Below are 12739 nucleotides of genomic sequence, written 5' to 3'. Positions count from 1 at the left end.
TAAGCTGCATGTTAAATATGATGTTAAATCAGCTGCACTCGCGGCCAAATTTAGCGGCGTCATTGCGGCGGAAAATAATCGCGTGCTAATTAATTTGGAGGATAAACTTACAATCTTATAGAAGAAAAAAATATGATTATGGCGGCTTAATATATTATTAGGGCGTGTTTGCCGCGCCTGATTCAATGCCCATAACAGCAAGTTGATGAAGAAAGGGCCACAAAATGTGGCCCTCAAGCTTAGGTATTAGCGTTTTTTAAACGCCGCCGCCAGCGCGTCACTCATGGCACTGTTGCCACTGGAGCTGCTGTCTGCTCGCCCTTTGGCAGGTGGGCGGTTATGGGATTCATTATTATTGCGTGGGCGGCTGGCACCCCGGTTATCATTATTGGTATTGGCACGGTTTTCGCCACCATTACCCCGGCGTGAGCCACTTTCACCCGGTTGTTCATCAAGGCGCATGCTCAGGGCAATGCGCTTGCGCTGCAAATCCACTTCCATGACTTTCACTTTGACAATATCCCCCGCTTTCACCACCTTATGCGGGTCATCGACAAACTTATCTGCCAGTGATGAGATATGCACCAGACCATCCTGATGGACGCCGATATCCACGAACGCGCCAAAGTTGGTTACGTTCGTCACCGCCCCCTCAAGGATCATCCCCGGGGTGAGGTCATTCAGTGTTTCGACCCCCTCGGCAAAGGTCGCGGTTTTAAACTCTGGACGCGGATCTCGGCCCGGTTTTTCCAGCTCGCGCAGGATGTCAGTCACGGTCGGCACGCCAAATTTCTCGGTGGTAAAATCACCAGCATTCAGGTTGCGCAAGGCCGTGGCATTGCCCATTAAGTCCTGCAAAGCTTGCTCGGTGGCGGCCAAAATGCGCTCGACGACCGGATAGGCTTCTGGATGCACCGTGGATGCATCCAGTGGGTTATCCCCGTGGTTGATGCGCAAGAAACCGGCACACTGCTCAAAAGCTTTTGGCCCTAAGCGGCTGACTTTCAGTAATTGCTCACGGTTATGGAAGCGGCCATTCTCATCACGCCAGCTTACAATGTTCTGCGCCATCATGCGGGTCAGGCCGGCGACTCGGGTCAGCAGCGGCACTGATGCAGTGTTCAGATCCACCCCAACGGCGTTTACGCAGTCTTCTACGACTGCATCGAGCTTTTTCGCCAGTTGGCTTTGGCTGACATCATGCTGATATTGGCCGACCCCAATGGATTTTGGATCGATTTTCACCAATTCCGCCAACGGATCTTGCAGCCGGCGCGCAATAGAAACTGCGCCACGGATGGAAACATCGAGATCCGGGAACTCCAGCGCGGCCAACTCTGAGGCCGAATAAACCGAGGCCCCAGCTTCACTGACAATCACTTTCTGCGCGGTTACCGCCGGATATTGCTGTTGCAGTTCAGCAAAGAAACGCTCGGTTTCCCGTGATGCGGTGCCATTACCAATGGCCACCAATTCCACCTGATGCTTGATACACAGGGCGGCGACCACCGCCGCAGCTTTAGCCGCCTGGCCGGTGTGGGGATAGATGGTATCGAAGGCCACCAGCTTACCGGTAGCATCAACCACCGCCACTTTCACCCCGGTACGTAGGCCGGGATCAAGGCCCATGGTGGCGCGCATCCCTGCTGGTGCGGCCATCAGCAAATCTTGCATGTTACGCGCGAATACATTGATAGCTTCGTCTTCAGCCCGCTCACGCAGTGTGCTCATCAGTTCAGTTTCAAGATGCAACAGCACCTTAATACGCCATGTCCAGTTGACCACCGCTTTGCGCCAGTTATCCGCTGGGGCATTATTCAGGCGTAAATCCAGATGATTGATAATAATCTGCTCGCCTTGGCTTTCGCGCGGCGGTTCGTCAAACTGCGGATCTGGATTCAGCGCCAGTTGCAGCACGCCCTCATTACGGCCACGGAACATCGCCAGTGCGCGGTGTGAAGGAACTTGGGCAATGGGTTCGTGGTGATCAAAATAATCGCGGAATTTAGCGCCTTCCTGCTCTTTGCCCTCCACCACTTTGGCGACTAAATGGGCGTTTTTCCACAGATATTGGCGCACTTTTGCCAACAAAGTGGCATCTTCAGCAAAGCGCTCCATCAGGATATAGCGCGCCCCATCCAGTGCCGCTTTGGTATCCGCCACGCCTTTATCGGCATCAATATAAGCCAGGGCGATTTGTTCTGGGTCTTGCTGTGGATCATTCCATAAGCTGTCAGCCAAGGGTTCCAGGCCGGCTTCAATAGCAATCTGCCCACGAGTGCGGCGTTTGGGCTTATAAGGAAGATATAAATCTTCCAGCTCGGTTTTACTCATGGTGCCGTTAATGGCAGCGGCTAGCGGCGCGGTGAGTTTGCCCTGATCGTCGATTGATTTAAGAATAGTTTGGCGTCTTTCTTCAAGTTCGCGCAGATAGCCCAAACGGCTTTCCAACTGGCGCAGCTGGGTATCATCCAACCCGCCGGTAACTTCCTTACGATACCGTGAAATAAAGGGCACGGTATTACCTTCATCCAGCAGGCGTATTGCGGAGGCAACTTGCTCCGGCCGCGCCTGTAGTTCGCTTGCAATAATGCGGCTCAGTTGTTCATTCATAAGTCTGATATCAATTAGTCAGTAGGAAAAAGGGCAGAAGACAGTTATACGGACTGCCCGGATAAATTGCCAGTAGAGCGCTCTTCGGGCTTGAGCTAACCTGAACTTCTCGGTAAAAACATAGGGTATAGTAGAGGTATCTATCCTACAGGGATAATTGGATAATTTTATGGCTAAAAGTAACTATATTACCCGTGAAGGCTGGCAGGCACTGGATCGTGAGCTGCATTACCTGTGGCGAGAAGAGCGGCCGGTGGTGACTCAGGCGGTGTCTGAAGCTGCTGCAATGGGCGACCGCTCGGAAAATGCTGAATATATCTATGGTAAGAAGCGCCTACGGGAAATTGATCGGCGGGTACGTTTTTTGACCAAGCGCCTTGAGGTGCTGAAAGTGGTCGATCCTGACCCACGTCAGGAAGGGAAAGTCTTTTTCGGGGCTTGGGTGCGGGTCGAAAATGAATCAGAGGAACAGCGAATCTTCCGTTTGGTGGGGCCGGATGAGTTTGATCCCGCGAAGAAATGGATTTCTATTGATTCACCGGTGGCCCGCGCCTTGATTGGCAAACAGGTGGATGATGAGGTGACGGTGCAAACACCCAATGGCGAAGCAACCTACTGGATTTTAGACATTCGCTACCGCCCATTTGACGAAAGTGTTGATAATTAAGCCCGATAATAATCTTTGTAACAATTTCGACTAGAATATATACCATTAATAGCTGTCTGTTAGAGTGAGTTTTTCTAACAATGTGCAGATTCGGGCAATACGGCCTTTGGGAGTAATAAAATGCAAGAGAATCACAAGATTCTGGTCGTTGATGACGACATGCGCCTGCGCGCGCTATTAGAACGTTACCTGACAGAACAAGGTTTCCAGGTGCGCAGTGTCGCCAATGCTGAACAAATGGATCGTTTGCTGACCCGTGAGTCTTTCCACCTGATGGTGCTCGACCTGATGTTACCGGGCGAAGATGGCCTGTCTATCTGCCGCCGCCTGCGCAGCCAAAGCAACCCAATGCCGATTATTATGGTGACGGCTAAGGGCGAGGAAGTTGACCGCATCGTTGGGCTGGAAATTGGGGCAGATGATTATATTCCTAAGCCATTTAACCCCCGCGAATTGCTGGCTCGTATCCGCGCGGTACTGCGCCGTCAAGCCAACGAGTTACCGGGCGCACCTTCACAAGAAGAAGCGGTGATTGCTTTTGGTAAGTTCAAACTGAATCTGGGGACGCGCGAGATGTTCCGCGAGGATGAACCTATGCCACTGACCAGTGGTGAGTTTGCGGTGCTGAAAGCTTTGGTTAGCCACCCGCGTGAGCCATTATCCCGCGATAAACTGATGAATCTGGCGCGCGGTCGCGAATACAGTGCTATGGAGCGGTCTATCGACGTGCAGATTTCACGTCTGCGTCGCATGGTAGAAGAAGATCCGGCGCATCCGCGCTATATCCAAACGGTATGGGGTTTGGGCTACGTATTTGTGCCGGACGGCAGTAAAGCATGAGGCGATGGCGCTTTTCTCCGCGTAGCTCATTTGCCCGAACCTTATTATTGATTGTGACCTTGCTGTTTGTCAGCTTGGTGACAACCTATTTGGTGGTGCTGAATTTCGCTATTTTGCCCAGTTTGCAGCAGTTTAATAAAGTGTTGGCCTACGAAGTTCGTATGCTGATGACTGACCGGCTGCAACTGGAAGATGGCACGCTACTTGAAGTCCCGCCGGCGTTTCGGCGTGAGATTTACCGTGAATTGGGTATTTCGCTTTATACCAATGCCGCGGCAGAGGAAAGTGGCCTGCGTTGGGCACAGCATTACAAATTTCTCAGTGACCAAATGGCCCAGCAGTTAGGTGGGCCAACCGACGTTCGTGTCGAAGTTAATAAAAACTCACCGGTTGTCTGGCTAAAAACATGGTTGTCGCCGGATATCTGGGTGAGGGTGCCATTAACTGAGATCCATCAGGGTGATTTCTCGCCATTATTCCGTTATACCTTGGCCATCATGCTACTGGCCGTTGGCGGTGCCTGGCTGTTTATCCGGATTCAGAATCGCCCCTTGGTGGAGCTGGAACACGCGGCTTTGCAGGTCGGTAAGGGCATTATTCCCCCGCCACTGCGTGAGTATGGTGCTTCTGAGGTGCGCTCCGTGACCCGGGCATTTAACCAAATGGCGGCCGGCGTGAAATTGCTGGCGGACGACAGAACCTTGTTAATGGCGGGGGTCAGCCATGACTTACGTACGCCATTGACCCGCATCCGTTTGGCGACGGAAATGATGAGTGAAGCCGACGGCTACTTATCTGAATCTATCAATAAAGACATTGAAGAGTGCAATGCCATTATTGAGCAATTTATTGACTATTTGCGCACCGGGCAGGAGATGCCGACCGAACCGAGCGATCTTAATGCGGTATTGGGTGAGGTGATTGCCGCCGAAAGTGGCTATGAGCGGGTAATTGAAACAGATTTATGCGCCGGTGAGGTCATGGTGGATATTCATCCGTTATCCATTAAACGCGCCTTGGCGAATATGGTTGTGAATGCTGCCCGTTACGGCAATGGTTGGATAAAAGTGAGCAGCGGCACGGAGTTACAGCGGGCTTGGTTCCAGGTGGAAGATGATGGCCCAGGTATTAAGCCGGAAGATTTAAAGCATCTGTTCCAGCCCTTTGTCCGTGGCGATAGCGCCCGTAGCACCAGTGGCACCGGCTTAGGGCTGGCCATTGTGCAGCGCATTATTGATGCCCACGCCGGTTTATTGGATATCGGCACCAGTGCGCGGGGCGGGTTACGGATCCGGGCATATATTCCCTTGCCGTTGGATGTGAAGCCGAAATTGCCTGCGGTAGTGGGGCATGGGTGATATTGGTTTGTGGTGAGTTTGGTTGTTAAAATACCGAGCTGGATGACTAATCCCTTTCACCGCCAGAAAAACAAAAGGGGCACCACTGTGCCCCTCACAAGATAATCAGCCCCAATCTAACTTAGATTTTCGGCCCAGCACTGACTAACGCTGCCCCGGCTGGGGTATCGGTATATTTATCGAAGTTGGTGGTAAAACGCTTCGCCAAATCTTCAGCTTTCTCTTGCCACTGCGCAACATCGGCATAAGTGTCACGTGGGTCGAGAATCTCAGGGTTCACGCCCGGCAATGACGTTGGCACGGCCAAGTCAAAGATTGGTAAGGTGAAGGTCTCCGCTTTATCAATTTCACCATTCAAAATGGCATCGATAATGCCACGGGTATCCTTGATAGAAATACGTTTGCCCGTACCATTCCAGCCCGTGTTCACCAGATAGGCCTGAGCGCCCACCGCTTGCATACGTTTAACCAGCACTTCTGCATATTGGGTTGGGTGCAGTGATAAGAATGCCGCGCCAAAGCAAGCTGAGAAGGTTGGCGTTGGCTCAGTGACACCGCGCTCAGTACCGGCCAGTTTGGCGGTAAAGCCAGACAAGAAATGATACTGGGTTTGATTTGCCGTCAGGCGGGATACCGGCGGTAATACGCCAAAGGCATCAGCAGTCAGGAAAATAACTTTGGTAGCATGGCCTGCTTTAGACACCGGTTTGACGATATTTTCGATGTGGTAGATAGGGTAAGAAACACGGGTGTTTTCAGTTTTGGAACCGTCATTGAAATCAACCGTTCCATCAGGCAGTACCACGACGTTTTCCAGCAGGGCATCTCGCTTAATTGCATGATAAATATCGGGTTCTGCTTCTTCAGATAACTTGATGGTTTTGGCGTAGCAGCCACCCTCGAAGTTAAATACGCCGTCATCATCCCAACCGTGCTCGTCATCACCGATTAACTTGCGTTTCGGGTCGGTAGACAGGGTGGTTTTGCCCGTGCCGGACAGGCCGAAGAAGATGGCGACATCGCCTTTTTCACCGACGTTAGCCGAGCAGTGCATGGACGCAATGCCTTTCAGTGGCAGCAGGTAGTTCATCATTGAGAACATCCCTTTCTTCATTTCACCGCCATACCATGTGCCGCCAATCAGCTGCATACGTTCTGTCAGGTTAAATGCCACAAAGTTCTCTGAATTTAAACCTTGCTCTTTCCAGTTCGGGTTGGTGCACTTAGCGCCATTCATGACGATAAAATCAGGTTCGAAATGGGCCAGTTCTTCATCTGTTGGGCGGATAAACATGTTTTTGACGAAATGCGCTTGCCAGGCCACTTCAGTAACAAAGCGCACTTGCAGGCGGGTATCGGCATTTGCACCGCAGAATGTATCAACAACAAACAGGCGTTTACCAGACAGCTGCTGAGTTACTAACCCTTTCAGGTGAGTCCAGGTTTCTTGGCTCAGCGGTTTGTTATCATTCTTGCCTTTGCCCTGATCAGCCCACCACACGGTATCTTGAGTGATAGCATCACGGACAATATATTTATCTTTTGGTGAGCGGCCAGTAAAGATGCCGGTGTCTACCGCAATTGCTCCTGTAGTGGTGAGGGTTCCGCGCTCGTATCCTTCCAGCGTGGGTTTAGTCTCTTCCTGGAACAGTAAATCATAACTTGGGTTGTAAACAATCTCGCTGACGTTATGGATGCCATAGGCGGCGAGCTCCTGCGGGGTAATTCCTTTAACACTCATGTCATAACTCCTGGATCGTCAATTTTCTACCAGCGATTGTAATTACTCATCTCTGATTAACAGCGATAGCGTTCAAATATTTCAATATATGGCCTATTTTTCGCTAGGTTATGAGAGATAGAACACGGATTGTCGCAAGTATGAAACGGCAGAAGGAATAGCTGGGCACGAGTCAGCACCCAACCAAGCATTACAAGAATTAATGAATTTGTTCTGGTGACGGGCTATTGCCACTTTTTAATGCGGCAATATCGACGGCATCAAATAGGTAATGAGTGCCGCAATATTCACAATTCATATCAATATTGCCGTCCTGCGCGAGCATTTCTTTGACGTCATCTTCAGATAGCGTGACTAATGCATCGGCACAACGTTCACGAGAACAGGTACACCGGAAACTGACATTTTGTGGTTCATAAAGTGTCACTTCTTCCTGATGATATAAACGATACAGCACCTCATTGGCCGGCAGGGTGAATAATTCCTCGGCTTTAATGGTGGTTGTCAGTTGTGCCAGATGATCAAACTCATCTTCGTTGCGCTCTTGCGCTGGCAGAACTTGCAACAGCATGCCGCCCGCAGCCGGTTTACCAGCCACATCACCGGTGCGGATAAACAGGCGGGTAGGGAGCTGTTCCGACTGCATAAAGTAATTTTCCAGGCAAGCGGCGATGGTTTCACCTTCCAATGCCACGACGCCTTGATAGCGCTCACCCTGGGCCGGGGTGATGGTTATCACCAAATATCCACTGTTGCCCATCATTTCTTTCAGAGTGCTGTTATCGCTGATTTCACCGGTAAAACGGGCGACACCGCGCATTTCTTGCTGATTATTGCCATTAATGACTGCCAGTGATAGCGGACCTTCGCCACCCTGTAACTGTACAGTGATATCACCATCAAATTTGAGGGTAGCGGTGAGCAGGCTGGTCGCGACCAACATTTCGCCCAACAGCTTTTGCACCGCAGGTGGGTAGTCATGATTGGCCAATACCTGCTGATAGGTTTCATTAACTGAAACCAGTTCACCGCGCACAGCATGGTGAGCGAACAGATAGCGGTGTAATTGGTCGTGATTAGACATAATTTTCTCTCATCTTGGCCGCCGTTTAAACCCGCTATATTGAGTTTACTCCGGCTCGCCTTGTTTAAATTTTATCAGGTTGCGGCGCTCTTTTTTATCCGGCCGCCTGTCCGGATGGGGCATGGTCAGGGCATTTAGCTTACGGGCCTGGGCCACTTTCTCGCGGTTAGCAATGCTGGCTTCGGTCTCTTCATACAATGCTTGTGCTTCACTTGCTCCTCGGCGCTGATGATGTAGCGCCAAAACCCGCACCGTGCGCTCGTCATTACCTTGGCGCAGACGGATTTCCGCATTGATTTCAACCAGTTTGCTCGGTTTACCGCGCTGTCCGTTGTAATGGACTTTGCCGCCATCTACCATTTCCCGAGCAATGGCTCTGGTTTTGTAAAACCGGGCCGCCCAAAGCCATTTATCCAGCCGAACCGATTCGTCCGAGACGGTTTTATCCTTCATGGAACCTCCTGCCTGTTGCTCATCTACGTAATTGCAATGCAGGCAATAGCTTACGGTAGTCATTAATTGCAGGGTGGCCGTGAAATACCTTATCAGCACAGCTGGAGTCTGGGTTTTCTATCCCCAAACAGTAGCGGATACCAAAGGTGTGCGCGGCATCCAGAATCTTTTCGCTGTCATCGACGAATAAGGTTCTGACAGGATTCAGCCCGGTATGCTGCGTGACAGCTTGCCACAGTCGTTGATCTTCCTTGGGATAACCAAATGTATGGGTGGAAAGTAATAAATCAAGGTGCTGGTCGAGGGCTGTATGCTCAATTTTTACCGCGAGGCTGTGCGGATGGGCATTGGTGAGCAAAATGGTTTGCAACCCGCGCTCACGTAAACCGGCTAAAAATGGCTTGGTATCCTGGCGTAACCGCACCCGATGGCCTGCTTGGGTGGTCATTGTGTAGATATCTAAATCTAGCCGCTCGCTCCAGTAGTCGAAACAATACCAATTTAAGGTGTGCTGCACTGCCAGATATTCATCATGGATAATTTTGCGCGCTTGCTCCAGCGAGATCCCCCGGCGTTGGCTGAGTGTTTCTGGTACCTGCTTTAACCAGAAATGGCTGTCGAACTCTAAATCCAGCAAGGTGCCATCCATATCCAGCAGCACAGTATCAATTTCTTGCCAATTAAATTCAGGGGGCATAGCGGCTCCACAATCACAACTTTGGTGATAAATAATACTAATGATAAACGAAAAAGTGCTAGCGGAGGAATGGTGTTGGCGTGAGGGGTTGGTTGAGGCAATTATCATAGTAGCGCTGAATGTTATCCATGCGGCTACGATTCTTCAAAATGCGCTGAATGAACAAGGTGGTGTTGACCACGAAGCAGACAATCAATACCAGCAGCAATAGGCTGGTACCCAAATAGCGCCCGAGAGTCACGATATCCGGTTCACTGTGTAATGCAATGTGGCGAGTACCATTGGCGTCGGTGGTGATATTGGTAATGATCCCCTCCGCCTTAAAGGGGGTGTTGAGCAGTAACCCCGAGAGGCGCTGCAATTCTCGCCACTGCTCAAGCGCACTGTAATCAAACAGCGGGGCGGATGGCGCTGGGTGATTGACCAACTGCTTACCCTCATCACTGGTTATCAGGAACCCGCCCGGCGGTGGGCTGTTTAAGGCCTCGGTCGCCAGATGTGTTTCACGGTAAACAAATGATGATGTTGCCGTTTTAACCAAATTTTCCAGAGTATCAGCACTGACGGGGCGCAACAGCACATTCATGCCTTTCAATGTGCCAGATTGCGCCCGCTTGACCAGCCCCGGCCAATTCTTGGCATTGCCCAAATTAACCAAGGCGTTTTTCAGGCGGATACAATCGGCATCACCAGCACATAATGCCTGTGTTTTTAGGACGATATCAGCAAAGTTATCCAGCAAAATCATGCCAGATTTTTCAATGGCAGTTGCTAACTGTGGGTTAACGTTGGCATCTGTGCCCTGTGGATGTAGCTGTTGATTGACGGTCGCAATCAGGGCTGCCGCTTTTTCAATGGTTTCAGATTCCGGCTGTGGTAAGGGCGCTGCATTATTCCAATAGATACCGGAACAATCAAAAGGTGTAAAAACAAAACTGTGCGGCGTCTGGCTATTCGGCGGCACATAGCACATTCCCATGCCCTGCGCTTTCAGCATATCGCCAATACGCAGGGGCATTTTCTCTAATGCTGCGACACTGGTCACCTGCTGGCTTTGCGCACCTTGTAACCACGCGACACTCAATTTCAGTGGCAGGCCCAGCGGGACATAAATCAGTAATAGCGCCATCACCAACAGTGAGCCGGCCATTAGTGTCAGGTTTTTCCCCCAGCGCTGTAGCGGGAAATGTTTCATTTCATCATGTAATGATAAGAATGCTCCCTGGCGCACAACCTGACGATTGAGGTAGATATCAATATTGGTTTTCTGGCCCAAGTCATGAGCGAAATAAGGCCCCCAATGCGCGGGATAAATCAGATCAACAATCCCGAGCGAAATATTGTTCATTTGCCCCTGATTTGACTCGCCAAACAGACCCCAGCGTTTTGGCGTACCACTCAAACAATGCACTTCGCGTAAATCTTTTTCAGATAGCGGGCGGAACATATTCCAGCAGGCCCAGCCGGTTAATACTGCCGCCACACAAACGAGCCAAGGTAGTATTACCGCGGGGCCGGTCAGGGCGAAGAACAGCAATAATAATGCCAAACAAATAGCCCCGGCTTCTTTTAAGCCATTAGCGCCATGCAGGGCATACTCTTCCGGCGTTTCTTTCCGGATATTCAGTAGCTCAATATGTTCACTATCCGCTTTGCGAATTGACGCATTCTGCGCCACAGAGGGCAAAATCGGCTGGTATGTACTCTCAGTCTGGTGATTTTTCAGCGTATGGCCGTTAAGAGAGATAACCAAGGGGATAGTCTGGGTTTGGATAAGTTCGACATCATTATCCTGCGTAATATATTGCTCCCATGAAGCCGGCAGATGAACTTCAATGGAATCAAGATAATAGCGCCAATTATTGGGTTCGTCAGTTGCCACGCCGTAGCGGGTTATTGCGCGGGTAACCGCATAAACATTGTCACTCTGGGGGGTCAGAATCAGTTTTGCGGGTGACGGAGCACTGTTTGTCAGAGTGCGGGTATCAAACGTCGACTGGGGTTTGAAGCCAATTTTATCTTGTTGGTTTAGCAGGTAGTTTTCAATATTGCCCCGTTCTTCTGGAGTCAATTTGCGATGTGTCGGTTTCGCGAACGGCAGTGTTGCAGTTACGGGGGCAGGGCGGCGGAATCGAAACCACCACCATGAGCCTACTGCAATCAGGCCGGTCAGCAGTAAGGCCAAGATTAAGACTATTGTGCTCATCCCATCCCCATCCGAACGCCTCTGATTTACGTCAACTCTATGAAATAATGTATCATTTTACGCATAAATACAGTACAGAGGCATATAACAGAGTTATTCATCAAATAACCTAATGCAAGTGCTCTTCGACTGCCCGTAGACTGATAAGGATAGCAAGGCTAAAACATCGGTAATATCAGCATAATCCTATTTTCAAACACAAGTTTTAACGTGTATTACGCTGGTATAGGATGAAAATTAACCACTTGAATCTTGACTAAACTCGCCGCCATGTTAAAAACAGGTAAATTATATCTAACTGACATTGCGATAAAGGTTCTCATTAACGCACAATGTGATCAAGTTCTAATAAATTACAGCATAAAGAGTCGGGTTAATTCGCGTGGGCAAAAAGTGGCTTATTAAGTAACCATAATATGGGCCTGATGACCCTGATGCGCGTCCGACAAGCGGTGAGTTTTAATTTGGGGCCATGATGAAACATCTGCAAAAACCTAAAATACTGACAATAGAAACGATCGCCCGCTCCCGCTTATTTACTGTAGAAGCTGTGAGCCTGGAGTTCAGTAATGGCGTACAGCGAGTCTATGAGCGGATGCGGCCATCTAATCGCGAAGCTGTCATGATTGTGCCCATTATTGGCCATGATTTATTGCTGATCCGCGAGTATGCCGTGGGCATCGAAGAGTATGAATTGGGCTTTCCTAAAGGGCTGATTGATCCCGGGGAGAGTGTCTTGGAAGCGGCGAATCGCGAATTGATGGAAGAAGTTGGATTCGGGGCTGAGCGCTTCGATTACCTCAATAAGCTCACAATGGCACCGTCTTATTTCTCCAGCAAAATGAATATTGTTGTCGCGCAAAGCCTCTATCCGCAAAGCCTGGAAGGTGATGAGCCGGAACCGCTACCTCAAGTGCGTTGGCCGATTGCCAATATGATGGCGCTGCTTGATGAACCCGGTTTTTGCGAAGCTCGGAATGTCAGTGCGCTGTTTTTGGCACAAGCATTTCTGTCTAAAGCGGGCCTCTATTAATATTGACTGACGCTATGAAAAAGCCGGGACAATCTTGCGATTTCCCG

At 50.2% G+C, this 12739-nt stretch carries 10 protein-coding genes; 4 read left to right on the top strand and 6 right to left on the bottom strand.

Annotation, left to right across the window (positions count from 1 at the left end; genetic code table 11):
* Positions 1-246: 246 nt before the first annotated feature.
* A complete protein-coding gene (locus D5F51_RS20970) occupies positions 247-2613 on the bottom strand; it encodes a Tex family protein (protein ID WP_129198856.1) in 2367 nt (788 codons plus the stop codon).
* A 169-nt stretch (positions 2614-2782) separates the two neighbouring features.
* Here D5F51_RS20970 and greB point away from each other — a divergent pair, with 169 nt between their 5' ends.
* From greB to envZ, 3 genes are all read left to right on the top strand, one after another.
* Entirely contained in the window at positions 2783-3280 is a 498-nt protein-coding gene (greB, locus tag D5F51_RS20965; RefSeq protein WP_087768565.1) for a transcription elongation factor GreB, read from the top strand.
* Between the two features lie 120 nt (positions 3281-3400).
* A complete protein-coding gene (gene ompR / locus D5F51_RS20960; RefSeq protein ID WP_004709363.1) occupies positions 3401-4120 on the top strand; it encodes an osmolarity response regulator transcription factor OmpR in 720 nt (239 codons plus the stop codon).
* The gene (gene envZ, locus D5F51_RS20955; protein ID WP_129198854.1) at positions 4117-5478 is read left to right on the top strand and encodes a two-component system sensor histidine kinase EnvZ; all 1362 of its coding nucleotides are present in this window, start codon (positions 4117-4119) and stop codon (positions 5476-5478) included. The genes ompR and envZ overlap by 4 nt, the downstream gene beginning before the upstream one ends.
* Positions 5479-5599: 121 nt before the next feature.
* Here the strand turns inward: envZ and pckA are convergent, their stop codons facing one another.
* From pckA to D5F51_RS20930, 5 genes are all read right to left on the bottom strand, one after another.
* Positions 5600-7219 (bottom strand): phosphoenolpyruvate carboxykinase (ATP), encoded by a 1620-nt coding sequence (gene pckA / locus D5F51_RS20950; RefSeq protein WP_025376600.1) that lies wholly within the window; start codon positions 7217-7219, stop codon positions 5600-5602.
* 199 nt (positions 7220-7418) lie between these two features.
* Positions 7419-8303: an Hsp33 family molecular chaperone HslO gene (gene hslO, locus D5F51_RS20945; protein ID WP_129198852.1), complete on the bottom strand. Its 885-nt coding sequence runs from the start codon at positions 8301-8303 to the stop codon at positions 7419-7421.
* Between the two features lie 45 nt (positions 8304-8348).
* On the bottom strand, positions 8349-8756 hold the full coding sequence (gene hslR / locus D5F51_RS20940; protein WP_025376602.1) for a ribosome-associated heat shock protein Hsp15: 408 nt from the start codon (positions 8754-8756) through the stop codon (positions 8349-8351).
* A gap of 19 nt (positions 8757-8775) precedes the next feature.
* The gene (gene yrfG, locus D5F51_RS20935) at positions 8776-9453 is read right to left on the bottom strand and encodes a GMP/IMP nucleotidase (RefSeq protein WP_025376603.1); all 678 of its coding nucleotides are present in this window, start codon (positions 9451-9453) and stop codon (positions 8776-8778) included.
* Positions 9454-9511: 58 nt separating this feature from the next.
* Positions 9512-11659, bottom strand: a complete 2148-nt coding sequence (locus D5F51_RS20930; RefSeq protein WP_129198850.1) for an intracellular growth attenuator family protein — start codon at positions 11657-11659, stop codon at positions 9512-9514.
* Positions 11660-12134: 475 nt separating this feature from the next.
* Between D5F51_RS20930 and nudE the strand changes: the two genes are divergently transcribed.
* Positions 12135-12692 carry an ADP compounds hydrolase NudE gene (nudE, locus tag D5F51_RS20925; protein WP_025376605.1) on the top strand — a complete coding sequence of 186 codons (558 nt, stop codon included), beginning with the start codon at positions 12135-12137 and terminating at the stop codon, positions 12690-12692.
* The last annotated feature ends 47 nt before the right edge of the window (positions 12693-12739 follow it).

This window comes from Yersinia hibernica (assembly GCF_004124235.1).
GTDB classification, from domain to species: Bacteria; Pseudomonadota; Gammaproteobacteria; order Enterobacterales; family Enterobacteriaceae; genus Yersinia; species Yersinia hibernica.
This window is presented reverse-complemented; position numbering and strand designations above follow the sequence as displayed.

Coding starts and splice junctions, on each gene's coding strand:
- D5F51_RS20970 (WP_129198856.1), bottom strand. CDS start 2,613: ATGAATGAACAACTGAGCCGCATTATTGCAAGCGAACTACAGGCGCGG.
- greB (WP_087768565.1), top strand. CDS start 2,783: ATGGCTAAAAGTAACTATATTACCCGTGAAGGCTGGCAGGCACTGGAT.
- ompR (WP_004709363.1), top strand. CDS start 3,401: ATGCAAGAGAATCACAAGATTCTGGTCGTTGATGACGACATGCGCCTG.
- envZ (WP_129198854.1), top strand. CDS start 4,117: ATGAGGCGATGGCGCTTTTCTCCGCGTAGCTCATTTGCCCGAACCTTA.
- pckA (WP_025376600.1), bottom strand. CDS start 7,219: ATGAGTGTTAAAGGAATTACCCCGCAGGAGCTCGCCGCCTATGGCATC.
- hslO (WP_129198852.1), bottom strand. CDS start 8,303: ATGTCTAATCACGACCAATTACACCGCTATCTGTTCGCTCACCATGCT.
- hslR (WP_025376602.1), bottom strand. CDS start 8,756: ATGAAGGATAAAACCGTCTCGGACGAATCGGTTCGGCTGGATAAATGG.
- yrfG (WP_025376603.1), bottom strand. CDS start 9,453: ATGCCCCCTGAATTTAATTGGCAAGAAATTGATACTGTGCTGCTGGAT.
- D5F51_RS20930 (WP_129198850.1), bottom strand. CDS start 11,659: ATGAGCACAATAGTCTTAATCTTGGCCTTACTGCTGACCGGCCTGATT.
- nudE (WP_025376605.1), top strand. CDS start 12,135: ATGAAACATCTGCAAAAACCTAAAATACTGACAATAGAAACGATCGCC.